This window comes from Kineothrix sp. MB12-C1, from assembly GCF_030863805.1.
In the GTDB taxonomy this organism is placed as follows: domain Bacteria; phylum Bacillota; class Clostridia; order Lachnospirales; family Lachnospiraceae; genus Kineothrix.
Genome location: NZ_CP132957.1, coordinates 1 through 23,924, shown reverse-complemented (window position 1 = coordinate 23,924; position 23,924 = coordinate 1). Strand labels below are relative to the sequence as shown.

Genomic DNA, 23,924 nt, shown 5'->3' with positions numbered 1-23,924 from the left:
AAAAAACGGATTTCAAATCTTGTAGAATTGAAATCCGTTTTGCTGTACTTATTTTGTCCAATGAGCTAATGCAAATTATGCATTTAATCTCTTTTCTAACGCTTCAAGCTGATTGTGAAGTTCCTTCGGAAGCTCATCGCCGAACTTAGCATAATGCTCCTTAACGGACGCTACTTCGCTCAACCATTCATCTTTGTTTACCTTAAGCAGTTCTTCCATATCGTGTTCGCTTACGCCTTCAAGTCCGCTGATATCTAAAGCATCCTTTGCAGGCATGAATCCGATAGGAGTCTCTACTGCATTATCTTTTCCATTCGTTCTTTCGAAAATCCATTTCAGAACACGGCTGTTCTCGCCGAATCCAGGCCATAACCATTTGCCGTCATCATCTTTGCGGAACCAGTTAACATAGAATATTTTAGGTAATTTATCTTCGCTGGACTTCTCTCCGATTGCGAGCCAATGTTTTAAGTAGTTACATACATTGTATCCGAAGAAAGGAAGCATTGCGAAAGGATCGCGGCGAACCTGTCCGATATTGTTAGAGATAGCTGCTGCTGTAATCTCAGAACCCATGATGGAACCAAGGAATACACCATGTTTCCAATCGAAGCTTTCATGAATAAGAGGAATCGTCTTAGGACGACGTCCACCGATTAAGATAGCAGAAATCGGAACGCCTGCAGGGTCTTCCCAATCGGAAGCGATGGAAGGACACTGATAAGCCGGTGCTGTAAAACGAGCATTCGGATGAGCAGCCGGTTCCTTGGAATCCGGTGTCCAGTCATTGCCTTTCCAGTCAATAAGATGATCAGGAGCCGGTGTTCCAATGCCTTCCCACCATACATCTCCATCATCGGTAAGAGCTACGTTAGTGAAAATAGTATTCTTCTCAATGCTGTGCATAGCGTTGGGATTGGAATCGAGGGATGTACCGGGAGCTACGCCGAAGAAGCCTGCTTCCGGGTTGATCGCATATAAACGTCCGTCTGATCCGAATTTCATCCACGCAATATCATCTCCAACTGTCTCTACCTTCCATCCGGGAATTGTAGGAACGAGCATTGCAAGATTCGTCTTACCGCAAGCACTTGGGAAAGCGCCGCAAACATATTTAGTCTCCCCTTCCGGGCTTGTCAGCTTAAGGATCAGCATATGTTCTGCCAGCCAGCCTTCATCGCGTGCAATAACAGAAGCGATTCGAAGAGCAAAGCATTTTTTACCTAAAAGAGCGTTTCCGCCGTATCCGGAACCATAAGACCAGATAAGTCTTTCTTCTGGGAAGTGGCTGATATATTTCTTATCGATCGGTGCACAAGGCCATGTAGAATCTTCTTGTCCTTCTGCCAAAGGAGATCCAACGGAATGCAGACAAGGAACAAATTCACCGTCAGCGCCTAATACTTTTAATACTTCAGCACCGATACGAGTCATAATACGCATGTTGATAACTACATATGCACTATCTGTCAATTCAATTCCAATTTTGGATATCGGGGAGCCAATCGGTCCCATAGAATAAGGGATTACATACATTGTTCTGCCTTTCATGCAGCCTTTATATGCTCCCTTCATCGTTGCTTTAAGTTCATCAGGTTCTACCCAATTATTCGTAGCTCCTGCATCTTCTTTAGCCTTAGAAGCAATGAAAGTTCTATCTTCTACACGTGCTACGTCAGAAGCATCACTTCTGAACAAATAACATCCGGGACGTTTCTCCTCATTTAATTTGATTGCCATCCCGCTGTCAACCATCATCTGAAGCAGACGTTCGTTTTCTTCCGCAGAACCGTCACACCAATAAATATCATCTGGTTGACACATGTCGGCCATTTCTTTAACCCACTCTAGTAACTTCTTGTTCTCTGTCATATTAATCTCCTTTTTATAATTTTCTCCCTATTTAAGCAGTATCAGCAAAATGACTATAATTCCCGCGACTTACAATTAAATGGGAGTTTTTTTCGTTGATTATACTAAGAATAAACATACACCTCGTCTATTATAATGAAAATTCTCCAAAAATGCTATAGCTATCTTAAATTTTATGAAAATTTTAACTTTTCCGGCAAGATTTCTTGCCACGCTCTTTATAATGTAAGAGACGGCGGGCTATAAACACGGGCAGCAAGCTCTGAATCTAAAAGATATAATCCCTTAGCATCCGTTCCGAACAAATCATATTTTTTAATATTTTCTTCGGCATTCTTCTCTTCTTCGTTCTGTTCCTGAACAAACCAGTTCAAAAATTGCATCGTTCTATAATCCTTTTGTTCATGTGCAAGACCATAAATTTCATGAATTCTCTCCGTCACCTTTAATTCGTGTTCGAACGCAGCAACAGTAGGCTCTCTGAAATCGCTATAGGTCTTATTCGGAGCCTTTATATCTTTGAGTTGTATTTTCTCGCCATTATTCAACATATAATCCATGAACAGCATCGCATGGTCGCGCTCTTCCTGAGCCTGGATCTTGAACCAATTGGCAAAACCATTTAGATTGTTGTCCGCATAGTAATTGGAAATATCAAGGTATAAATATGCAGAGAATAATTCATAATTGATCTGATCCGTTATTTTCGCCGCAATTTCTTTGTTAAGCATAACACTACCTCCTGTTTTTTCTTATTATATTGGATTACTATTACCACATATATGAATTCTACCATTTCAAAAATACTTATTCAACATCTATTTCATATTTCATACTTATCTATTTATTTTTCTTCAATTGGTAATGCTGCCATGAACTTCCATTGTAATTGAATTTTTTTTATGATAATATCTGCTTGTAACATATTTGTAACATATTTGTAATATTTGCGAAATGTATCATTACATCTGATTCATTTCACAGAAATTACAGTAATTCATGAAAAAGTTCACAAAAGGAAAGTGAGGAAAAATATGAACCTATTACCAAGTTTACTTGTAGCCACTACCATAATCGGAGGAGGAAGCTTTTCTTCTAACGCCTGTCCTGATACTAGCCAGCTGCAAAATCAATTACAGAACCAACTGAATAGTAACCGCACCACACAGCAGACAATTGTAGGAAGCGCTTCCGATTTGGAATCTATTTTGAACCAATTGGGTGTTGACGCTAGTTCCATCAAGGACTGTCTGCCGGAAACGACTCAACCCGAAGCCAACGCTCCTGATATCAAGGTTCCCGGAACAGGCACGGAAACTCCTAATATTAATACTCCCGACTGCGACATAAAAGTTCCCGATACCAATACCCCCGATAGTGGTACTAAGGTTCCTGATACCAATACTCCTGACAGCGGTACTAAGAATCCAGGTACTAATACCCCTGACAGCGGTACTAAAGCTCCCGATACTAATACTCCTGACAGCGGTACTAAGAATCCGGGTACGAGTACTCCTGATAACAGCACTAAGAATCCGGGTACTAATACCCCTGATAGCGGCACTAAGAATCCAGGTACTAATACCCCTGACAGCGGTACTAAAGCTCCTGATACCAATACTCCGGGAAATGGAGGTTCTAACTCTGAAAGCAACGCTAATAAGAGCTATGTAGAGCAAGTGCTGGACCTTGTAAATGCTGAGCGTGAAAAAGCGGGACTTTCTGCCCTTACGATGAAGGATGATCTAAATGCTGCCGCATTGATCCGCGCGAAAGAAACGACCCAATCCTTCTCCCACACGAGACCGAACGGCACTTCCTTCGCTACTGTTCTTAAAGAGAATAATATCAGCTATCGAACTGCCGGTGAAAATATTGCATGGGGACAGTCCACACCTGAAGAAGTCGTAACCGCATGGATGAACTCCGAAGGACACCGCGCTAATATATTAAATAAGAGCTTCACTTCCATCGGTGTAGGTTATTATGTATCCAATAACACTCCTTATTGGTCACAGCTTTTCACAGCTTAAACGTTATAATCTAAATCAAAAAAGTTAAGTTATAATGATTAAATACTTCATAAAACAGAAAACGACCGCGCTTTTATCCCTTCAGGATAAGAACGGTCGTTTTCTGTTTTCTATATCACTGCTATTTTTCTATCTCGTTTCTCCCATAAAGAAAAGTGCTATCGTTCCCGGACCTGCATGGGCACCTACTGTCGGACCTATATGGTTAATCATGAAATTGTCAATTCCAAATCTCGCCTTGACCTCATCCCGGACAAACTCCGCATCCTCCAATGAATCTCCATGACTAATAAAAATAATATCATTCTCATCCCGATATTTTCCAATCTTTTCTTCCATAAAATCTACCAATGCATTCAGAGACTTTTTACGTCCTCTCACTTTGGAAATCGGAATTAGATGACCTTCATCATCCACATGAAGCACCGGCTTTACTCCTACAATCGTTCCAACGACTGCCGCCGCCTTGCTTACGCGCCCACCGCGGTATAAATGATTCAAATCATCCACTGTAAAAATATGTACCAGGTGAGGAATATTTTCCTCTACCCAGGCAACTGTCTCCTCCATGGATTTTCCGTTCTTCTTTAGTTGTACCGCTTTGTCAACGAGAAGTCCTTCACCCATCGATGCACACTTCGTATCCACCACGGTAATCTTGCAGCCGGGATTATCTTCCATCACCATTTCTGCCGCAAGACAAGCACTGCTATACGTCCCGCTCAGTCCCGAGGAAAAGCATAAATACAATAATTCCTTCGTTTCTTTTAAATATTCCTCAAAATATTCTTTACACTCTTCGGGATTCACTTGAGAAGTCATTGTCATGTTCCCCTGACGCATCAACTCGTAAAATTCCTTCCAATCAAGTTCATGCCCCTTACCGTAAGTTTCTCCCTTAATAGTATAATTAAAAACCATCAGGCCCAAATTGTTTTCTTCAATATAGCTTAATGGCAAATCTGCCGTAGTATTTGTTATAATTTTAAAATCTGCCAAGCACCTTTCCTCCTTATCTTTTCCATTTTCACTATTTTACCATTCCTCTCAGAAAAATTCAATTTATTGTTTTTCAGAATGAGGAAGTCGATAACGTAATATTCTTTTTCCTAATTGTTTAAGATTAAATGGAACGAGAGGATACGCATAGCTCTTTCCTGAAATAGTTTTATTCGATAAAATTGACACTATACAAACAATAATTGCTGCAATATATCCGTAAATACCAAAAAGTTGTGTCAAGATCAGATTTAATATCCTCATAAATTTAAGCGCATAGCTCAACTCATAGTTAGGCTGCGTATAGCCGGCAATTGCTACAAACGCCATATATAGCATTACTTCACTATTAAACCAACCGCTATTTACTGAAAATTCTCCTAAGACAAGTGCCGCCATAATACTAAGAGGTGTGCTTAACATATTGGGCGTATTGACCGCTGCAAGACGCAAGCCGTCTATCGCAAGCTCTAATATAAGAAATTGCCAGATTAAAGGAACGTTACTTACCTCTTTTACCGAAATAAATTGAAAACTATCCGGTACCCAAGTAGGATTGTTCATCAGCAGAAGGAAGGTGGGCGTCACAAAATAAGTTAAGAGCGCAATAATAAGGCGCGTTAAGCGAAGATAAGAACCGGTAATCGGAGGGAAATAATAGTCATCCGCCTCTTCTATCACATCAAAAATAGAAGTTGGAGTAATCATAGCTGATGGAGAATTATCCACTAAAATAACAATATCTCCTTCCAAAATCTGTGCAGCCGCAGTATCGGGCCGCTCTGTAAATTTAAACTTGGGAAAAGGATTGAACCACTTCTTATCATATAGACATTCCGCCAAGCTTTCCTGATTCATAGTCAATGCATCCACATGAATTCTACGAATTTTCTCCTGTAATTCATTCAGGAAATCCTTATCCACTCTGGAAGCCATATAACAAAGCACGATATCCGTCTTTGAAGCCTCTCCTGCAGAAAAACCTCCATGCGAAGATCCGTACTTCTAATGCGTCTTCGAATCAAAGCAGTATTAAAAATTATAGTTTCCACAAATCCATCCTTAGAACCTCTCAGGGATTTATCCTTTTCCGGCTCCGATACACTTCTTGCAGGATAAGTTCTCGAGTCGATCAACAAGCATTGATCATAGCCATCTATCATAATGACAAAGACACCTGACATAATAAAATAAATGATTTGCTCCCACTCATCCACTAAGTTCACTTCCACATATGGTATGTTCTTCTTTGACATCCCATGGGCATCCTCAGCCATATCTTCCGGCTTTAAGGACATGAAATGCTGCAGCAGCTTCTGCATCAGCTCATCTTTACAAAACCGTCAATAAAATAAAGACAAGCGCTTCTTCCGCCTATTTGTATTACCCGGTATACCATATCAAAGTTCTCCGGTATTCCCAATTCTTTATTTAAGTATGCCATATTCTCTTCAAGGGAAGCGGATATTGTCCCTTTTTTGATTTGTTCTCCTCCGCTTCTTGTTCCCTTTGACTCTGTCTCCATAAAAAAGCTCCTTCCATTTCATCATAAAATGTGCATGAATTATAATCACATTCTATTATGTCTTGGAAAGAGCTTTTATACAAATTCTCTGTCTTTGAATACCTTATTGTTTCCTGTACTGCCGATTCCGCCTCTATCTTCATTTCAAGAGATTCCATTTCTTCGAAATGCACTATTGGCTGATTTTCTACGATACGAAACTGACAAATTCTTTCATTTACTGAAATATGTGTATCTCTAAGAGCATATGCGGGCATAAACCATTGATCATTATCTCCGCAATAGGAGCAGTCAACTACACCCTGATGATTGGTCTGAATAATACCAAAATTTTTAAAAGTGCTGCTCCTTGGTACAATGTGTGCTTCATAACCTTTCGGAAGTTCCATTGCCACACCGAGGGGAATTAACTTGAATTCCCCCGCCTTTAAGTCTACAGCCTGAGCGGCACGTAGATCAATCCAATCGGATTTTCCCTCAATATAAGTTAATTTGTCAATTTCATCCGTAAAATATTTAATTTTTATCGTTTTCACGCATTTATTCTCCTGTCGTTCTTTTGTCTGTTCCTTAGCTGGAATAGTTTTCACAGTGAAGGACCGGGATGTTCGCATCTTCCTTCAACAAACTGCGCTTCACATCGATTACTCTCTGGTTGCTGCTCCCCTTCCACAGAAGCTTAGGATCTTTTAACTCTACCTTGAACTCGCCGTCCACAAGCACATCCACAAACTGAAGAAGCGGATAGTGATAGATATCCTCCCACGAATCTCCGGTATAGAGCCAGATAGTTTTCGTCGGATATTTCTCCTTAATCTCCTTCATGAATTCGCGTACATCCGAGCGGTTGGCCACATGCAACGGATCGCCTCCTGAAAAAGTAATACCGGAAATATAGGATTTGTCCAACTGCTCGAAGATTTCTTTTTTTGCATTGTCATCGAAAAGCAGCCCTCCATCCGGATCCCAAGTAACAGAATTGTGGCATTCCCTGCAACAGTGCGCACAGCCAGAGACCCATAAAACGACCCGAAGACCGTCCCCATTCAGCATATCGTCCTTGGTTATATTATGATATCTCATTTATATTTACTTTCCTAAAGTATGTAACTTTCGGTCACATGCAATTACATACTCTTCCTTTCCGCAATTTCTGCCATTTTCGCATCGTTAAGTCTTGTATCTCCATGCACACGAGAATAGGACAAGTAACCGTTCATACGGTCAATCTTCGTCAGATTTTTGCTTCCGCAATTAGGGCATACATCCATTTCCAGCTCCTGATGACCACAGTCATCACAATACGCTAAGGACAAGTTCACCCCTTCATAGAAGCCCATATCCATGGCTCTTCGAATCAACGTCTTAATGGCTTCCATATTGTAATCGATCGGATATTTCACATATTGAATTTTGCCGCCATTGGTCAATTCCCAGAATCGGTATTCCAAATCTTGCTTTTCAATCGGCGTAATATCTTCCGTCACATGGCAATGGAAACTGTTGGAAACATATTCCTTATCCGATACCCCTTCCACAATACCGTATTTTGCACGGAACTGCTTTACCTGCAGACCGCATAAGTTTTCTGCCGGCGTGCCATATACCGCATACAGATTGCCATCCGCCTGCTTGTATTCCATCACTCTCTTTATTGATGTGTTCTAATACTTCAAGAGCAAATTGACCATCCTCTACCAGCGATTTTCCATTGTACAGTTCCTGCAATTCATTGAATGCCGTAATTCCGAAGCTTGCTGTTGCCGCTTTTAAAATAGGCTTAATTTTATCTGAAAGCTTCAAATTACCGCCGAGGAATCCTCCTTCACAATATGCCAGAGGATTGGTAGAGGCTCTCATTTCTCCCAAATAGGCATAGGTACGCCTATGGAGCTGACGAATCAGATTCAAATAGTAATCTAATACCTCATAGAAATCTCTACTTTCCTGCCTTGCTTTAGCGAGAATCATCGGAAGGTGCAAAGATACTGCACCGATATTGAAACGGCCTACGAATATAGGGAGTATCCTTATCATCCGCAGGATTCATTCCCCCCCTTTCATACCAAGGAGATAAAAAGGCACGGCAACCCATAGGTGAAATCACTTTATTATATTGCTTATACATGCTGGCAATATACCCTTTTCCGGTGAGGCTCAGCCAATCAGGATACATTGTCTTAGCGGAACATCTTACGCCTGCTTCAAAAACATCCTCGAGTTCCTTGCCCGGTCCATGAAGGTTCTCATCATATAAAAATACGATCTTAGGGAACAGTACCGGCTTCTTACGCCCTTCTTCCCCTGCCCTTTTCTTCTTACATCCAATAAACAGATTGTCGCCAGTTTAGCAAAACGTCCCGTACCGATACCTGCAGTTACCGTAATGAAAGGATAATCACCACGGCTGCTCGCTACGGTATTAAATTTATATTCCCATCCCTGAAATCCTTGTTCGAATTCGCGCAACACATCCGCATTCGCTTCTTCCATAGCCTTTTCTTCACTAATACCAAGTCTTTGATATTTCTCTAAGCTATTTTTATAAGTTTTCTCCGCATAGGGTTCTAAAATCTTATCGACTTCCGGTACCGTGAAACCGCCATACTGCTGGCTGGCCGCGCTCAATACGATATCACCAATAACATCGAACGCCACGTCCAGAGACTTAGGCTCGTTATACCATATATTTCCCATCTCGAAGCCGCCGGTCAGAACATTAGCCACATCGAAAAGACAACAATTCATCGTATCACGGCGAGCCGACATATCATGGACGTAAATATAACCATCGCGGCATGCCTGGATCTCCTCCGTCGTCATAAAGAACTTCTGATACAATTCCTTATTGAACTGATTGAAAATAAGACTTCTCTTAGTGGATACAAGAGCACTATCCGTATTAGCATTCTCCTTGTCTCCCACATACATAATGGATTGGCTCTTCTTATATACATCGTCCATCATGCGCACGAAATCCTGCTTATAATTGCGGTAATCACGGTAACTCTTGGCAACGATCGGCTTAATATCTTCCAAAGCCTTCTCCACGATATTATGCATAATCGGAATCGGGATTTCATCCTGTCCCAACCCCATTACTTTATCCACCACATATTTACAAATATGCTGCTTTTCTTCTTCCGTAAACTTCGTCAATGCACGGTATGCACTTTTACCTACTGCATCCACTACCTTCTGTACGTTGAATGCTTCCAGGCTTCCGTCTTTTTTAATGACTTTTACTTCTCTTGGCGGCTTAAATGCTTCGCCATAATCAAATTCCACTACAACATCCCTGTCCATATTAATCACCATCCCTTTCCCTTCATTTAATGATAAAAATACGCATAGCGTGTGTCGAATAACAAACACACCCGCAATGCGTATACACATTCGTTTTATCATATATAAATACTATATATTGTAACAAACATGTAAAATCATTCAACATTTTGTGGTATCCATAGTATAGAATATTAAACAGTTTGTGTCAATAAGAGGCTGGTATAAAAACGCACCAAAAAATTCATCCATATTTTTACAGTTTATTACAATTATAAAATTGTTTTGATTTCTTGTAAATTTCTGATCTCATAATCAATTTTTATATCGGAATTATTCTTAAAGCCATTCGGATTATACCAGCAAGTTGTAATTCCGGCCTGATTGCCGCCCAACATATCGCTGCTTAAGGAATCACCTACAATAATCGTTTGCTCCAATCTAAAATCAGGAATACGTGAGAAACAATAATCAAAGTATTCTTTCTGCGGCTTAGGTACTCCGATCTCTTCCGATACGAAGATATCTTCGACGAGTTGATCAAATCCGGATAAACCCAACTTCTTCCTCTGTGTATAAGAAATCCCATTCGTAACAAGATATTGCCGATAACGTCCCTTTAAGCTCTTTAATAACTCATAAGAATCATCCTGAAAGTAATATACACTTCCTAAAGCATCAGCATATTTTTCTTGAAATACTTCCGGATTTATATTCTTTATCCCAACTTTATCGAACAAAGTACAAAAGCGTTCTATGAGCGCATCTTTTTGGCGATTTCCCCCTTTTCAATACGTTTCCAAAAGCTTTCATTAATTCCTGAATATAATTCGATTATTTCTTCCGTAGCTGTCAAATTCAAATTGCTCAAAACAATGTGCAACTGCATAGCTTTCCGACTTTTTGAAATCGAGCAGAGTCTGATCCACATCCCATAATATAATCTTAAATGTTCCCATATTGACCCCTTTTTCTTCCTTAATCTCCATGCAAATTTCCATACAAAAAGGCGTTCATACTTGAACACCCTTAAGCATTTCACTCCTGTGCGCGCCCCTTGTCCTTCATTTCTGAACTCTTCTTCCATTTCACTCCGAGAATACATGCCACAATCACTAATATCGTAATTATTACAACCACAAAAGATAGGATAAGAAAGCATTCATGAATAAAATCAAATTTGTCATCCCAAGCCTCCTCGTTCAAATACGTCTGTCCATCTGTCCTTTATCATACCATTTCCTGTACATAATCGTCAAGCAGTTCACTTCCATCAGCTGCCGTTGTCGCCAGCATATCACACCGTTCGTTTTCCGGATGGCCATCATGCCCCTTTACCCATGTAAAGGTCACCAGGTGCTGTCCTTTTGCTGCCAATAAGCGCTTCCATAGATCTATATTCTTCACCGGTTTATTTGTACTTGTCTTCCAGTTCTTCTTAAGCCAGCCATCAATCCAGTGCTGGTTAAAGGCATCAGTTACATATTTGGAATCAGAGATAACCTCTACCTCACAAGGTTTAGTGAGTGCCTCCAGGCCGATAATAACTGCCATTAGCTCCATTCGGTTATTCGTCGTTTTCTTATATCCTGCCGAATATTCCTCTCATGCAGCATTCCTTTTGCATCAATATATTGCAATACCGTTCCATAGCCTCCAGGTCCTTCCTGGATTCCCCTTGCTGCTCCGTCCGTATAAATTGTTACCTTCATTCTTTCTATTTCCTTGCTCTTTATTTTGTCCACACACCACTTTGTAAAAAGTGTTCTGCCAAATTCTTCTGCATCCAGAATAATATTCTCTTCATATCCCATAACGCGCAAAAAGCTTGATAGCATTTCTTGTTGTCGCCCGTCCTTCCATCAGACGATAGTTGAACACTACGTCATCCTCTTATTTCTTCTTCAAAGTGGAAGTTGTTATATTTCTCTTCCAAAAGATAAGTTAATTGATATCGTGAGTTGCCGCAAAACAAAATGACATTGTCTTTGGAAAGGCTTTTTAAAATCTGAGTGGATGCCGCAATACGCTCCACCGTGTTCGTTCCCCGCAGTACCTCATCTACAAAACAAAGTATTTGATGATTTCTTGTTCTGCCGCTTGATTCAGAATTCTCTTCAATGACTTTAATTTCAACAATATAATAGCTGTCCCCCGCCGGCCAGGTCATCCTTAAGTGACATGGAAGAAAGGACGCGGCATAGAGTCCCCCTATAGAATAATCCGCAAGGCAAGTATGAATGGTCTGCGCTAAAATGGCATTGATCGCCACCGTCCTTAAAAAGGGTTGACTTACCGGGAAGCGTTAGATCCTGTAAGCAGTACGCCCCGCTTCCGTATCAATTTACTGTTTTTAACCGGATGTTCAATTAACGGATGATACACATTCTCCAATCCTGAAGTGTCCTTTCCTCCGTTAGTTCCGGCAAACAGTAAGAGGACAAAGATGCGCGGTATGCACCGATGGCAATCACCGCCTCCATATAATCCGCTAATACAAGAGAAAGTTGCTAGCAACGGTCGATTTATTTCCTTTATTTTTCCTTACTTCTGCCAGCATATTATTGAACTCTTTATCAAAATCTGAAATGAAAGGTCATACGTATATAATCGAGCAGAAGCTCAATCGGATTATTGGATGCATTCTCATTCTTGCCGGGCGACATAATAATATAAGAACCGGCTTGAAATTTATTCATCCTCTTAAGGCAGTTTTTCAATTCCTCAAACTCCCCTCGAACCTCTTCCTGCGCATCGGCAGCTTACTCATTACGTTTTGCACTTCGCAGCAATCTCAGAATATAGCTGAAGCTTATAATATAAGGTGTCAATTTCACCCTTTACCCTAAAATAAGTGATAATATTCCAGAACAAAATAACAGTCAGTAAAAGAAAGTGACACCCTACAGGAACTGACGCAAACTATCAATACTATAGAAGCTAAGAGTGAGCAGGTTCCCGAGATAATGAGTAGTATTTTTCCTCTCCCCGAGAAGCTCTAAATGGTCCAAATAGCTTCATAAATAGAATACTTTTCCAGTCTTTCCCGCCTCTGCAAAAAATATCTGCATTGTATTCGGCCTTCTTTATTCTCCATGAAAATGCGTACGTGCTTCCTTCCATCCGCTTAAGCTCTCCTACTTTTTGCCCTTCGGACTGCGCAGAAGATAATATAAATATTCCTCCCCTGCCGCAGAATAAGCGTAGTTCATTTGTCGGAACACGGCATCCATATTTAAATCATTCCACGTAATATCACTTCGATCCAAAAGTCTTCCTTACCGCAAGCTTTTTAAAGTAACTGGCAATCCTTTGGAGGTATCTTCCACGGTCTGTGCTGTCTGCCTGGGAAGCGCTCCATAGTTTTCATGAAGCCATCGAATAAACTCAGCCTTTTTCTTTTCTCATCCCAAATCCCCTTGGCCATAATCAACAAAAAGAAAAACAAGTACCGTCAAGGCAAATACTATATATTCCATAATTCAAATTCCTTCTGTCCCGGTGCAGAAATCTCAATAATATTTTCATTAAATCTGCTACCGATTTCTGTGCTTTTATACTTTCCTGATATAGCCGTATTCCTCCCACAAATGCATATTAGGGGAAAATCCGTTTTGCTTCTGTATGGGAGAGAGAAAATAATCCATGCTGCCTCCGTAAGCGTCTTCCTGGAGCCTTGATCGAGCGGCACAAAGGCTAAATCAAAATTCCTTCCATTTATCATCGATCGATCTCTTTTTATAGTCCCTCTCCATATTCTCATTAAAAGGAGATGGTTCCCTTCCCAGTGCCACCAATTTAAATCACCTGCATGATACAGTGTCTTCTTCCTTCTATCTCTATAATAAAGGCCACTCCTTCATCGGTAGAGCGTAAGGTCTCGATTGTTAAGGTGAATCATCTTCGTTTCAGCTCCTACAACCGGAAAAGATAGCTTCTGGATTTTTCCTAATCGTAGTTATTTTCTCCTTCACGGCAGGGGAGATATGATTTTTTTCCAGATATTTTTCGCTCAATTTCACATCACTGCTCGATAGGAAAAAAGTGAACGTTGTCATATTGACTGACCAGGTCAAATATTTTAAGACTGAAAATGGTCACCATGCTTATGGGATACGAATATATATATCGGCTTCTCTTCCCAACTAGAAACAGTTCACCTTTATAATACGATCGAATAGGAGAACACAAGTCTTCAAGTTCCACAGCAAATCCAAGCTGTGATAAATATAGTTACCTTGTAACTGTTCCGTTCCTTCTCAGTTACATGTGAAGATTCATTAAAATCGTGCATGAAATTCCTACAATCCCTTCATTTCACATCTACTATTTAAGGCGGTTAATTATTTCATTAGCCTTTTCATAGATATCATGTGCTTCTTCCCCACATAAAACTTTCCATCGCGATAAAAGAATACGACCGTTAATCATCGTCATCTTCACATTCTGCTTACTTCCGCTATACACGATATTCTTGGCAATATTATTAATCGGCTGCATATTAGGGTTGCTGCAAATCGATCATAATAAGATCGGCCAGTTTCCTCGGTGCCAGTACATCCGCATCTTCAAGACACATCGCCCTTTGCTCCGTTTACTGTGGCCATTTTCAGAACTTCCATCGCATCTACCGCTGAAGCATCTTTTTTCTCTTTAACTTAGCAAGTGTCCGGTAACCAGGAACATCTCAGCGAAACATATCCAGAGAATTGTTGCTTGCCGGACCATCTCGTCCCTTAATCGCCACATTGAGTTCCCTGCTTTTAAGAAATCTTGAATCGGTGCGGGATACTCTCGCTTGCAAGCTTCGTATTCGAACCGGGATTGGTAACTACATGGATATTCTTCTTCTTGAAAAGGGCGATTTCTTCTTCTGTCAAATACACACCATGATAAATGCCGCCACCATATTCAAATGATATTCCGAGAGAATCGAGGAAGATTCCGGGCGTCATACCATAACGTTCTACGCATCCTTCCACTTCCTCTTTCGTCTCCCGAAAGATGTACATAGACGGGGCTTTTCAATCGATGCGCTAAAGAAAGGCAATTTGCGCCATTAACTTCTTTCGAAGAAGTATACTCCGCATGAAAAACCGGGAAGAAAGCTACGAGAGATTCTTTTTCATTAAATTTTTTCATACCATGACTCCATCTGCCTGGTACCGACTGACTAAAATTATTGAATCTGCTTCCTGGTCCAACACGCAGCGCATTCCGGTGTCCGAACAAGCGCTCGCTATGGATTCCGGCGTCAAATACATATCGAAGCATGGAGGTAACTCCGCTTGTCAGATATTCCAGCACCGCCAGCTTCGTCAAATAGTAAATATCTTCCTGATCTCATTTTAGCTTCTTACCGGAAACACTTGACCATGCAGCCACTCATGCAATGGAAGGTCATCCGCATAAGAACGAAGAAGTGTCATCCCCGAATGCGTATGCGCATTTTTAAAGTTCTCGGCATTAAAAGGTTCCTCTCCCTACAATCGGATCTCCATATCCCATACAGGTACTTCTTCTTCCTTGCCGGCACCTACATAAGTAATTCTATCCTGCTGTACCCATATCTCACCTTCGAAGATCGGTACAGTTTCCTCCATCGTTAATATTCTCGCATTCCATAAACGAATATTCATAGCGGCAGGTTCTCCTTCCCATTTCCCTTTATCAAGCCAGATTAGCCGGTCCAAAACTCTCCGGCAGCATTTCCTTTAGGGGATTTCATATAATAGTCCTCTGTCGTTCTCGCAAACGATAATATCGGGAATCATGGTCCGCAAATCTCAGCCATCACTTGACGGCATACACCACAAGGAGCAGCATACCCGCTTACATTTCTCTCCTTGTAACGATCCGACAATTGCAATTGCAGCAAACTCCTTCACACCTTCGCTCACCGCCTTAAAAAGGCTGTCCGCTCCGCGCAGTTGGTAGGGCCGTAGGCAGCATTTTCCACATTGCAACCCGAATAAACATCCCCTTCCTTCGTAAGAAGAGAGCTGCCCCTACCGCAAAATGAGAATATGGCACATAGAAAACTCCCTGGCCTTAAGAGCTGGATTGGCGATTAATTGCTTTATCTTTATTTTGTTCTATCACTTTTTATACCTCGTTAGAATTTCTTCCTACTGCTTCGGATACGAGCTTCGTGAAAAGTGGTGCGCTGCCTGATCCGCTGCTTCCTGTACTTCTTCGTGAGTCAAGGGATTCTCCGTCATTCCTGCAGCCAGGTTGCATACACAGGAAATGCCGCAAATTCTCATTCCCATATGATTTGCTACAATTGCTTCCACTACGGTACTCATACCTACCGCATCCGCACCCAAAGTACGAATCATGCGGATTTTGCCGGCGACTCGAAGGAGGTAATCCTGTTAACTGTAAGTATACCCCTTCTTTCATCGGAATGTGGTTTTCTTTCGCCGTCTCCCTTAAAAATATCCTGTACCCCTTATCATATACAGTACTCATATCCGGAAAACGAGTTCCCCAGCTCGTCCATATTCGCCCCAATAAGCGGATTCGGAGCAAAGCAAGAAATCTGGTCGGTAATCATCATTAAATCTCCTGCCTTGAACTCATTATTCACACCGCCGGAAGCATCTTTTCGTTAAGAACAAAGTATCAGCACCCATCAATCTCATCAGACGAATCGGAAGCACTACATCTGAAATCGGAGATATCCTTCATAAAAATGTACTCTTCCTTCATACATACTACAGGCACATTCCCTACATACGAAAATGAACTTGCCGGCATGTGTCCTTGAACCGTAGATACAGGAAAGCCTTCGATTTCACTGTAGGAAAGCTCCGCTTTCTACCTCGATCGTGTTAGCAAAATCTCCGAGACCTGAGCCGAGCACAATAGCCACCTTCGGCTTAAAATCTATTTTCTCCTTAATACTTTCCAAGCATTTTTGTAATTTTTCATAATTCGCATTCATCATATATACCTCCCAATTTTCACGATCCATACGATCCACGCAGTAAATGCGCAGATCTGCTGAATAGTTACTAAACTATCAATAAAGTAAATATAACACGAGTTCATAATTTTGTACACATTTCATCCTTAAAAAGTAACTGCCCAGCTCGAAAAGCCAAACAGTCACCTCCCTAATTTATATAATGATGCAAAACCATTCCACCGTTGCTGTCATTGACAATTTTCTGCATTGTCTCCTGCAGCTTCACTTGGCTCGTCTCCATTATCATTGTGCAATTTTTCCCATAATTCTGTCATTTACAAGTTGTTCCACCGTTTTGCCGAAAAATATTGGTTTCCTCACATACCTTCTTCGCCCGTTCTCTGCTTCGGAAATATAACGAATTAAATCCTGTGCCTGTTCTTCCGTTCCTACGATCGGCGAAATCTCTGTCTCTATATTCGCCCGTATCATATGAATACTCGGCTTTCTGCCCTAATCTTAACCCTGAACTTATTACCATGGCGAATCATCTCCGGTTTATCCAAGGTAATTTCATCCTCTCCGGCGTTGCTTCACACCATATCCTTTGCCCCGTACAGAATCTACCGCATGAAGAACCTTTACATATTCCGTTCTCATCTTTAGCCATCTGCTGAAGTACCGATAGCAATTGATATTCGCTAGCATATTTTCTCCGATTAAATCACTTAACATTTCATAGTAGTAGGAATCGTCCACTTCCATGGATACCGTTACACATCCATTAGCCATATTGATTCCATCCACTTTACATTTTACGGATATAATCGCTCTCCATTGGGATGCCATTTGCCGCCACATCCTTAACACAGCCGATCTGCCCCATTAGTTCTTTAATCTTTCCTATAATATCAGCTTTCATCCGATGGGTATTCGGAAGCATCTCCACTCCATTTAGGCATATAGAATTCAAATCCATAGTGAGAGAGGGAATTCATATAAAATCTTTTCCATAATGGCATTGATATCTTCTTTTTTTAACTGTTCGCAGTTAACCGGCATGGTGCTCACTTGATATTTCCTGCCGATCTTCTTCTGAAAGCCTTATAGCACTCTGAATATGGCTTTTCTGTATTCACGAGCACAATAAAAGGCTTATGGTATTTTCTTAAGTTCTTCAATGGTACGTTCTTCTGCCGCAAGATAGCTTATCCCTCGGAATCTCTCCAAAGCTTCCGTCACAAGTAATCACGATACCGATTGTAGAGTGATCATTGATTACCTTTTTCGTTCCTATCTCTGCCGCCTGAGTGAAGGGAATCTCCTGTGATGACCAAGGGGTCTTCACCATCTTTTCCACATCTTTCTTCCATGTGTCCGCTGGCACCTTCCACCATATAACCAACACAGTCAATCAAGCGGACATTAACATTAATATCCTCTCCTAATGTAATCTTAGCAGCTTCTTTCGATGAACTTCGGCTTCTGTTGTCGTAATCGTTTTCCCGCCCGAGCTCTGCGGAAGCTCATCCCGAGCGCGCATTCTTTCATGCTCTTTGCGTCATATAGGGAAGTACCATTACATCCATAAAACGTTTGATGAAAGTGGATTTTCCAGTTCTTACCGGACCTACCACCCCTATGTAGATTTCTCCTCCAGTACGTAATTGTATATCTTTGTATAAGTTATGTGTATGTATGTGAAGCGTCCATAAAAAAGTTTCCCTTCCATATTTGCTGTTACAATATATGCAAGGGGAAAAAACATTATTCTATTAATTTTAGCAAGTAATTCTCTTTAAAGTTTTTCTTACCGCGCTTTAATACGATACCATCTCCGGCAAGCTGCTCTTTCTCAAATACCGCTTTAATATCTGCAACCTTCTCTCCATCCGCAGTCACGCCGCCCCGTTCTACTGCACGGCGTCCTCGGAACGAGAAGCTACAAGTCCGGAAGCAACTAACATCGATAAAATATCTATCTTGTTTTCTTCAAAATCTTCCTCTTCAGAACAACTGTAGGCATCTGTGCCGCGTTGCCGTCTGTAAATAAAGCACGTGCACTTTCCAGTGCGATTTATTCGCTTCCTCTTCTCCATGAATCATCTTTGTCAATTCAAAAGCAAGAATCTCTTTCGCCTTATGCTTAACTGGCTTCCTTCCCATTGATCCATCTGTTCGATTTCCTCAAGAGGCAGGAAGCCGGGTAAGCATACGAATACATTTCAATACATCCGCATCCGCTATATTTCTCCAATACTGGAAGAATTCAAAAGTGAGTAGTCTTATTCGGATCGAGCATATACCGCACCCTTTTGTGTTTTGGCTCCATCTTATTTCCTTCCGAGTTAAGAAGCAGAGTAATTGTCATAGCATATGCATTCTTACCTAACTTCCGGCGGATAAGTTCCGTTCCTCCCAGCATATTGCTCCACTGGTCATCCCCTCCGAACTGCATATTGCAGCCGTACTTTTGGTATAACACGTAGAAGTCATAGCTAGCTTTGCATAATCATGTAGTTGAATTGCAGGAAGCTAAGTCCCTTCTCCATGCGCTGCTTGTAGCATTCCACCGTAAGCATACGATTTACACTGAAATGAGAACCCACTTCGCGGAGCATCTCGATGTAATTCAGATCCATTAACCAGTCCGCATTGTTCACCATATGGCCTTTCCTTCGGAGAAATCAATAAATTTACTCATTTGTTCCTTGAAACAATCGCAGTTATGCTGAATAATCTCAGGCGTCATCATCGTACGCATATCGCTTCTCCCCGAAGGGTCTCCTCGATCATACCCGTCCCTCCGCCAAGAAGAGCTATTGGCTTATTTCCTGCCATCTGTAATCTCTTCATAAGACAAAGTGCCATGAAGTGTCCTACATGAAAGCTGTCAGCCGTCGGATCGAATCCGATATAAAAAGTTGCCTTTCCATTATTAACATTCCTTTAATCTCCTCTTCATCGGTAAGCTGGAGCCAGAAGTTCTCTCGCCTTTAATTCATCAAAAATAGTCATTTTTCTTCTCCTTTTTTAAAATAAAGAATGTGCTCCGCAGATTCTTCGCGCGCCAGCAGTGCCGTTTACGGCTATTTTCTCCTTTGCCAACTGCGCATCCATTATTATGTAATAGGAAACTTTTTTCTATTACATAAAAAACCGCCCTACTATGAAAACTCATAATAGGACGGAAATAATCCGCGGTACCACCTAACTTCACAAATGACTCACATCATCTGCCTTCGCAAGTACGGCCACCGTCAAGCGGCGATACTCCTCCTCCATAACGCGGGGAAACACGTCATAGCCTACCAAAAATCTCTAGAAAACTTTCTTCTGCTATGAAGCTCCCAGATGTATTCATAAGCAAATTCCCTTGCACCTCTCATCGACCGGTTACTTTCTGTGTTATCCTTGCTCACTACTTATTCTGTTCATCGCTTTTATCTCTTAAATTACCTGTACCAGCCCTCACTTCTTTTTTCTTGTCAATAGCAGTTTTCATATTTATTGACCATCAGACATGTTTCTCATCGCCTGATTCATAATCCGTCTACCGTAAGCTTAATACATAGGGAGCAGATTTTTAATCGCCGTCTCCGCTTCTCTCCAAGGTGCGTGTCCGTATGCCATCTTAGGATTCATCCAGACAATCTTTTTATAATTCTTCCTTCATAAGAAGCAGCCAATCCATTCCCGAAAGACCTCCGTTAGGCCCCCTGTAATTACCCGTATCGGAATATAATTCCTCAGGTGCCATCGCTGCATCGCCTACAATAATCATTTCCCCCCCTTTATAATCGCTGTCCAGATTCCTGAACATCCATTCCGTATCAATCCAGTCCCCATTCTCACATCTCCGGTGTTCTATATAGCTTACTGGTAAATACAGTTGTGAAAATAATAAGTTTTCACATCCTTATAATGATTGGATTTATGAACCGATTGAAATAATTTATTCAATAATTTTAGTATAAGGAATCATCGTTCCTCCGGAATCCATCAATAGCAAAAAGCTTCACCGAATTCTTCCTCGGTTTCTCCATTACCATTCGCAGGCAGCCGCCATTATTAAAAGTCTTATCGATGGTGCCGTCAATATCGAGCTCCGTTTTCGGGATATCCAGCTTGGTGGAGAATTGGCGAAGTCTTCGAAGGGCCAGTTGAAACTGCCTGTTGATCGATAATTTTATCATCGCGAAAATCTCTGTACTTCCTGGCCCGATTACCCGGAAAAGCCGATTGATAGCCGGTAGTTCCTCCGACGCGAATTCCTCCGATATTGCCTCCCGTATTGCCAAAAGAAGTGTTTCCCCATAGTGCCGATCCAATAACTGCCGCCGTTATGCTCGGCTGTCTTGATCCTTAAGGCGCTGCTTTCTTGAACTTCTCTTCTACGTCGTCTTTATCGATTTGTAAGTCTTCTGACCGGATTCATCTGATGACGTTCTTCTTCGTGAAACAGTTCATTCAAGATCTGGATTTATCCAGCCATCTAAGCCATTAGCAGTTATTTCATTATCCGACGTAATCCCTTTAAAGCATTCCTCAAATGCCAAATCGAACTTATCGTATTCGGTTTCACTTTTCACCAATATCATTCGGGCAACGTAATAGAATTCGGTCAAGCTGCTGTTACACAGCCCTTTATCCAAGGCTTCCTGCAACGTCAACCATTCGCTTAAGGTAACTTTAAGTCCTTTCGCCTTTAATATATCAAAGAATTCGACAAACATATCAGTCCCTCATGTATCCTTTATACTCTCATTAATTCACACTGTTCCTTAACAGTAACAAGATCCTCATCCTTCTTTACGATCACACCGAGAAACGGAAGTTTATTTCGTAAGGTATCCAAAAGGAATACCTCCGATACGCAATGCATTGATCCACCGATTTAACTCCGAGGTACTCGGTTTTTTACGGACATCCCTAATGGAGCGAACCCAATAGAATACTTCCCCCCCTCCATCGCATTTTTTAACAGGTTATCTTCGATATCCGGGAAAATGTGCTTTTACGATTTCTTCCATTAACTCTTCATCCAAAATCGATATAGTGAAAGATACATACATCTTCTAAAAAGGCATCCGGCAATTCCTTCTCCGCGTTGGACGTAACAATAACAATTGGCCGTTGTTTCGCTTTTCACCGTTCTCTTCGTCTCATGGATATAGAATTCCATTTGATCCAATTCCTATAACAAATCATTAGGAAACTCCAGATCCGCCTTATCGATTTCATCGATTAATAGAACAACTTGTTCTTCGCTATCGAAGGCTTCTCCTAACTTACCGAGCTTGATATAACGGGAAATATCATCTACCCCTTCTTCCCCGAATTGTCCATCATGTGCTGCTGCTGAATCGTATCGTATACATATAAACCATCCTGTGCCTTTTGCTCTCTCGTAGACTTAATATTCCATATAATTAATTTCTTCCCTGTTGACTTTCGCAACCGCCTCTGCGAGCATCGTCTTACCGGTTCCGTGCTTTCTCCTTTAATTAACAGTGGCTTTTGCAGCGCTACCGCTACATTTATGCTCGCCATCAATTGTTCGGAAGCTACATATTCCTGAAGTGCCGGCAAATCCTTTGTTCTGTCCGCTCATATGCGTTACGCTTCCACTTTCCAGTGAAGAGTTTTCCAGCTTCTTATCTCTTAGACATCATCAGCTCTTTTACTGCAGCATCCGCCGGCTTTCCTCTTCAAATAATACCTGATTGACCTGTTCGATAATCGGAAGCTGTACATCGTACTTCTTCGCAAGACTTATAGCCGCTTTTTGCAGAATACACGCTCTCTGTTCAACGACCATCTTCCTCACTTCCTTCATAGCCTCTTCCATCGTATATCCTTTTTCCAATCCAAAATACCGGCTCTTCTATTTCTCGAATGCATGGATGCACAAGTAACAATCAAATCGCCGATTCCTGTCAGACCGCCGAAAGTCTCAAAGCGGCCGCCCATAGCAATACCAAGTCTGGAGATTTCTGTAATTCCTCTCGTAATAAGAGCCAGCCTTCGTATTATCTCCATATCCAAGTCCATCTTAACACTGCTGCAAGAGCCACTACATTCTTTAACGCAGCTCCAAGCTCAATGCCGAGTACATCCGGACTAATATATACACGGAACACCTCATTCATAAATAGGTTCTGTAAATATTCCGCCGTTTCCTTCTTATGAGAGCCAACAACAATCGTGGTAGGGATTCCCTTGCCGACCTCCTCTGCATGAGAGGGACCTGGTGCTACGCAGACACAAGCCTGCAGGAATCTCTTCTTCGATAATCTGGGATAAGGTAAGAAGGGTATCCTCTTCGATCCCTTTTGCTACATTGACGATAATCTGCCCTTCTTCCACATATTCTTTTAACATGTGTGTGGTGCTTCTCGTATAAGGCGAAGGTACCGCAAGAACGAGTACATCTTTCCCTTTTACCGCCTCTGCAAGATCTGTGGTAAATATCATATCCTCCGGCAGTTTCGCGCACACTCCGGGAGCTTATCCTTATGTTCTCTTTCCCTATTCAGCATCTCAACTTCTGATTCCACAATCGACCATACAGTAACCTTTTTTTTATGTCCGTTTTTATGAAGCAATGCTCATAAAGCCGTTCCCCAACTTCCAAGTAAATTCAATAATGTTACCTTTACATTCGGCCATTTCTTTACCTCCAAACATTATTTTTTTTTTTTGTAACTGTTCAGTATCCTCACAGTTACATTTTTTCAATATTTCTGCTATGACTTCACCCTTTTAAACAGATAGGTTTTTCTTTCTTCCCTTTATTAGCAGACGCACGATATTCTCTCTGTGCTTATAGTATGCCATTGCTGTCAAAAATAAAGCAATCGCATACATTTCCAGAAGCAGCGACTGGCTCATCTCAATTGAATAATCCGAGTCATTCCGATACTACAATCTGAGTCATAAATGCCGCATAAACAAGCAAAGATCCCATGGATACATAATGGGTCAGCAAAAAGGCACCGAAGAACATAACAACACCTACCACTAAAAAGTTGGGATGAAAGGATAAAATTAAGCCTGCTGTAGCCGCAATGCCCCACCCCCTTTAAAATTCAAGTAAAAAGGAAAGTTATGTCCAAGTATAAATTTCTGCTGCCGCATACATTTTAAGAAGATAAGTCATATCCGGATAAGCCTTCTCAAATGTGTTGGTGCAAATCATTACAGCAACAATACACTTCAATACATCGCCGGCAAAAACAATCAAACCTGCCTTCGTTCCAGGCGCACCTTAGTGTATTGGTCGTTCCCGCATTCC

The 23,924-nt window shown here is 41.4% G+C and carries 25 protein-coding genes, 9 pseudogenes and 1 other annotated feature; of the genes and pseudogenes, 1 reads left to right on the top strand and 33 read right to left on the bottom strand.

Features of this window, described 5'->3' with window-relative positions; all coding sequences use genetic code 11:
* Positions 1–75: 75 nt before the first annotated feature.
* Positions 76–1,872, bottom strand: coding sequence for a phosphoenolpyruvate carboxykinase (GTP) (locus RBB56_RS00160; protein WP_306720369.1), 1,797 nt, complete (start codon positions 1,870–1,872; stop codon positions 76–78).
* Between the two features lie 218 nt (positions 1,873–2,090).
* Entirely contained in the window at positions 2,091–2,603 is a 513-nt protein-coding gene (locus RBB56_RS00155; protein ID WP_306720368.1) for a ferritin, read from the bottom strand.
* Positions 2,604–2,906: 303 nt separating this feature from the next.
* Between RBB56_RS00155 and RBB56_RS00150 the strand changes: the two genes are divergently transcribed.
* A complete protein-coding gene (locus RBB56_RS00150) occupies positions 2,907–3,905 on the top strand; it encodes a CAP domain-containing protein (RefSeq protein ID WP_306720327.1) in 999 nt (332 codons plus the stop codon).
* A gap of 129 nt (positions 3,906–4,034) precedes the next feature.
* On the opposite strand, the gene RBB56_RS00145 is transcribed toward RBB56_RS00150, so the two are convergent.
* From RBB56_RS00145 to RBB56_RS00005, 31 genes and pseudogenes are all read right to left on the bottom strand, one after another.
* Positions 4,035–4,904 carry a DegV family protein gene (locus tag RBB56_RS00145; RefSeq protein ID WP_306720326.1) on the bottom strand — a complete coding sequence of 290 codons (870 nt, stop codon included), beginning with the start codon at positions 4,902–4,904 and terminating at the stop codon, positions 4,035–4,037.
* 63 nt (positions 4,905–4,967) lie between these two features.
* Positions 4,968–6,429, bottom strand: a pseudogene (locus tag RBB56_RS00140) (spore germination protein).
* A 75-nt stretch (positions 6,430–6,504) separates the two neighbouring features.
* Positions 6,505–6,965 (bottom strand): annotated as a pseudogene (locus RBB56_RS00135) (dUTP diphosphatase).
* Between the two features lie 34 nt (positions 6,966–6,999).
* The gene (nrdG, locus tag RBB56_RS00130; protein WP_306720323.1) at positions 7,000–7,512 is read right to left on the bottom strand and encodes an anaerobic ribonucleoside-triphosphate reductase activating protein; all 513 of its coding nucleotides are present in this window, start codon (positions 7,510–7,512) and stop codon (positions 7,000–7,002) included.
* 44 nt (positions 7,513–7,556) lie between these two features.
* Positions 7,557–9,735: pseudogene (gene nrdD, locus RBB56_RS18455) on the bottom strand (anaerobic ribonucleoside-triphosphate reductase).
* 251 nt (positions 9,736–9,986) lie between these two features.
* Positions 9,987–10,454, bottom strand: coding sequence for an HAD-IA family hydrolase (locus tag RBB56_RS00120; RefSeq protein ID WP_306720367.1), 468 nt, complete (start codon positions 10,452–10,454; stop codon positions 9,987–9,989).
* Positions 10,455–10,526: 72 nt separating this feature from the next.
* On the bottom strand, positions 10,527–10,715 hold the full coding sequence (locus tag RBB56_RS00115) for a hypothetical protein (RefSeq protein WP_306720366.1): 189 nt from the start codon (positions 10,713–10,715) through the stop codon (positions 10,527–10,529).
* Between the two features lie 37 nt (positions 10,716–10,752).
* Positions 10,753–10,920 (bottom strand): hypothetical protein, encoded by a 168-nt coding sequence (locus RBB56_RS00110; protein ID WP_306720365.1) that lies wholly within the window; start codon positions 10,918–10,920, stop codon positions 10,753–10,755.
* Positions 10,921–10,944: 24 nt separating this feature from the next.
* Positions 10,945–11,426 (bottom strand): annotated as a pseudogene (rnhA, locus tag RBB56_RS00105) (ribonuclease HI).
* Between the two features lie 173 nt (positions 11,427–11,599).
* Positions 11,600–11,986, bottom strand: coding sequence for a hypothetical protein (locus RBB56_RS00100; protein ID WP_306720364.1), 387 nt, complete (start codon positions 11,984–11,986; stop codon positions 11,600–11,602).
* A gap of 304 nt (positions 11,987–12,290) precedes the next feature.
* Entirely contained in the window at positions 12,291–12,413 is a 123-nt protein-coding gene (locus tag RBB56_RS00095; protein ID WP_306720363.1) for a hypothetical protein, read from the bottom strand.
* A 241-nt stretch (positions 12,414–12,654) separates the two neighbouring features.
* The gene (locus RBB56_RS00090) at positions 12,655–12,837 is read right to left on the bottom strand and encodes a hypothetical protein (protein ID WP_306720362.1); all 183 of its coding nucleotides are present in this window, start codon (positions 12,835–12,837) and stop codon (positions 12,655–12,657) included.
* Between the two features lie 14 nt (positions 12,838–12,851).
* Positions 12,852–12,983, bottom strand: coding sequence for a hypothetical protein (locus RBB56_RS00085; protein ID WP_306720361.1), 132 nt, complete (start codon positions 12,981–12,983; stop codon positions 12,852–12,854).
* A 23-nt stretch (positions 12,984–13,006) separates the two neighbouring features.
* The gene (locus RBB56_RS00080; RefSeq protein ID WP_306720360.1) at positions 13,007–13,141 is read right to left on the bottom strand and encodes a hypothetical protein; all 135 of its coding nucleotides are present in this window, start codon (positions 13,139–13,141) and stop codon (positions 13,007–13,009) included.
* Between the two features lie 39 nt (positions 13,142–13,180).
* Positions 13,181–13,438 (bottom strand): hypothetical protein, encoded by a 258-nt coding sequence (locus tag RBB56_RS00075; RefSeq protein ID WP_306720359.1) that lies wholly within the window; start codon positions 13,436–13,438, stop codon positions 13,181–13,183.
* Between the two features lie 602 nt (positions 13,439–14,040).
* Positions 14,041–14,214 (bottom strand): hypothetical protein, encoded by a 174-nt coding sequence (locus RBB56_RS00070; protein WP_306720358.1) that lies wholly within the window; start codon positions 14,212–14,214, stop codon positions 14,041–14,043.
* Positions 14,215–14,477: 263 nt separating this feature from the next.
* Entirely contained in the window at positions 14,478–14,726 is a 249-nt protein-coding gene (locus tag RBB56_RS00065) for a hypothetical protein (protein WP_306720357.1), read from the bottom strand.
* A gap of 471 nt (positions 14,727–15,197) precedes the next feature.
* On the bottom strand, positions 15,198–15,353 hold the full coding sequence (locus tag RBB56_RS00060; protein WP_306720356.1) for a hypothetical protein: 156 nt from the start codon (positions 15,351–15,353) through the stop codon (positions 15,198–15,200).
* A gap of 31 nt (positions 15,354–15,384) precedes the next feature.
* Positions 15,385–15,747: pseudogene (locus tag RBB56_RS18450) on the bottom strand (cytidine deaminase).
* A gap of 72 nt (positions 15,748–15,819) precedes the next feature.
* Positions 15,820–16,666, bottom strand: a pseudogene (locus tag RBB56_RS18445) (purine-nucleoside phosphorylase).
* Between the two features lie 174 nt (positions 16,667–16,840).
* Positions 16,841–18,327 (bottom strand): annotated as a pseudogene (spoIVA, locus tag RBB56_RS18440) (stage IV sporulation protein A).
* Positions 18,328–18,394: 67 nt separating this feature from the next.
* Positions 18,395–19,645, bottom strand: a pseudogene (gene tyrS, locus RBB56_RS18435) (tyrosine--tRNA ligase).
* A gap of 162 nt (positions 19,646–19,807) precedes the next feature.
* Positions 19,808–20,074: a binding site (T-box leader), on the bottom strand.
* 211 nt (positions 20,075–20,285) lie between these two features.
* Positions 20,286–20,450 carry a hypothetical protein gene (locus tag RBB56_RS00035; protein ID WP_306720355.1) on the bottom strand — a complete coding sequence of 55 codons (165 nt, stop codon included), beginning with the start codon at positions 20,448–20,450 and terminating at the stop codon, positions 20,286–20,288.
* 145 nt (positions 20,451–20,595) lie between these two features.
* Positions 20,596–20,928 (bottom strand): hypothetical protein, encoded by a 333-nt coding sequence (locus tag RBB56_RS00030; RefSeq protein ID WP_306720354.1) that lies wholly within the window; start codon positions 20,926–20,928, stop codon positions 20,596–20,598.
* A 165-nt stretch (positions 20,929–21,093) separates the two neighbouring features.
* Positions 21,094–21,363 carry a hypothetical protein gene (locus tag RBB56_RS00025; RefSeq protein WP_306720353.1) on the bottom strand — a complete coding sequence of 90 codons (270 nt, stop codon included), beginning with the start codon at positions 21,361–21,363 and terminating at the stop codon, positions 21,094–21,096.
* 296 nt (positions 21,364–21,659) lie between these two features.
* Complete coding sequence (locus tag RBB56_RS18210) at positions 21,660–21,821, bottom strand: hypothetical protein (RefSeq protein WP_331526191.1); 162 nt, start codon at positions 21,819–21,821, stop codon at positions 21,660–21,662.
* Between the two features lie 128 nt (positions 21,822–21,949).
* Positions 21,950–22,180 carry a hypothetical protein gene (locus RBB56_RS18205; RefSeq protein ID WP_331526189.1) on the bottom strand — a complete coding sequence of 77 codons (231 nt, stop codon included), beginning with the start codon at positions 22,178–22,180 and terminating at the stop codon, positions 21,950–21,952.
* Between the two features lie 116 nt (positions 22,181–22,296).
* A pseudogene (locus RBB56_RS18430) lies at positions 22,297–23,235 on the bottom strand (NAD(P)H-dependent glycerol-3-phosphate dehydrogenase); the annotation flags it as partial.
* A 157-nt stretch (positions 23,236–23,392) separates the two neighbouring features.
* On the bottom strand, positions 23,393–23,521 hold the full coding sequence (locus RBB56_RS00010) for a hypothetical protein (protein WP_306720352.1): 129 nt from the start codon (positions 23,519–23,521) through the stop codon (positions 23,393–23,395).
* A 19-nt stretch (positions 23,522–23,540) separates the two neighbouring features.
* Positions 23,541–23,651 (bottom strand): hypothetical protein, encoded by a 111-nt coding sequence (locus RBB56_RS18185; RefSeq protein ID WP_334307466.1) that lies wholly within the window; start codon positions 23,649–23,651, stop codon positions 23,541–23,543.
* 84 nt (positions 23,652–23,735) lie between these two features.
* Complete coding sequence (locus tag RBB56_RS00005) at positions 23,736–23,873, bottom strand: hypothetical protein (RefSeq protein WP_306720351.1); 138 nt, start codon at positions 23,871–23,873, stop codon at positions 23,736–23,738.
* Between the last annotated feature and the right edge of the window lie 51 nt (positions 23,874–23,924).

Coding starts and splice junctions, on each gene's coding strand:
- RBB56_RS00160 (WP_306720369.1), bottom strand. CDS start 1,872: ATGACAGAGAACAAGAAGTTACTAGAGTGGGTTAAAGAAATGGCCGAC.
- RBB56_RS00155 (WP_306720368.1), bottom strand. CDS start 2,603: ATGCTTAACAAAGAAATTGCGGCGAAAATAACGGATCAGATCAATTAT.
- RBB56_RS00150 (WP_306720327.1), top strand. CDS start 2,907: ATGAACCTATTACCAAGTTTACTTGTAGCCACTACCATAATCGGAGGA.
- nrdG (WP_306720323.1), bottom strand. CDS start 7,512: ATGAGATATCATAATATAACCAAGGACGATATGCTGAATGGGGACGGT.
- RBB56_RS00115 (WP_306720366.1), bottom strand. CDS start 10,715: ATGGAAATTTGCATGGAGATTAAGGAAGAAAAAGGGGTCAATATGGGA.
- RBB56_RS00095 (WP_306720363.1), bottom strand. CDS start 12,413: ATGAATAAATTTCAAGCCGGTTCTTATATTATTATGTCGCCCGGCAAG.
- RBB56_RS00090 (WP_306720362.1), bottom strand. CDS start 12,837: ATGGAAGGAAGCACGTACGCATTTTCATGGAGAATAAAGAAGGCCGAA.
- RBB56_RS00080 (WP_306720360.1), bottom strand. CDS start 13,141: ATGGCCAAGGGGATTTGGGATGAGAAAAGAAAAAGGCTGAGTTTATTC.
- RBB56_RS00075 (WP_306720359.1), bottom strand. CDS start 13,438: ATGATAAATGGAAGGAATTTTGATTTAGCCTTTGTGCCGCTCGATCAA.
- RBB56_RS00070 (WP_306720358.1), bottom strand. CDS start 14,214: ATGCAGCCGATTAATAATATTGCCAAGAATATCGTGTATAGCGGAAGT.
- RBB56_RS00065 (WP_306720357.1), bottom strand. CDS start 14,726: ATGTACATCTTTCGGGAGACGAAAGAGGAAGTGGAAGGATGCGTAGAA.
- RBB56_RS00060 (WP_306720356.1), bottom strand. CDS start 15,353: ATGAATATTCGTTTATGGAATGCGAGAATATTAACGATGGAGGAAACT.
- RBB56_RS00035 (WP_306720355.1), bottom strand. CDS start 20,450: ATGTTCAGGAATCTGGACAGCGATTATAAAGGGGGGGAAATGATTATT.
- RBB56_RS00025 (WP_306720353.1), bottom strand. CDS start 21,363: ATGTTTGTCGAATTCTTTGATATATTAAAGGCGAAAGGACTTAAAGTT.
- RBB56_RS18205 (WP_331526189.1), bottom strand. CDS start 22,180: ATGGCGAGCATAAATGTAGCGGTAGCGCTGCAAAAGCCACTGTTAATT.
- RBB56_RS00010 (WP_306720352.1), bottom strand. CDS start 23,521: ATGAGCCAGTCGCTGCTTCTGGAAATGTATGCGATTGCTTTATTTTTG.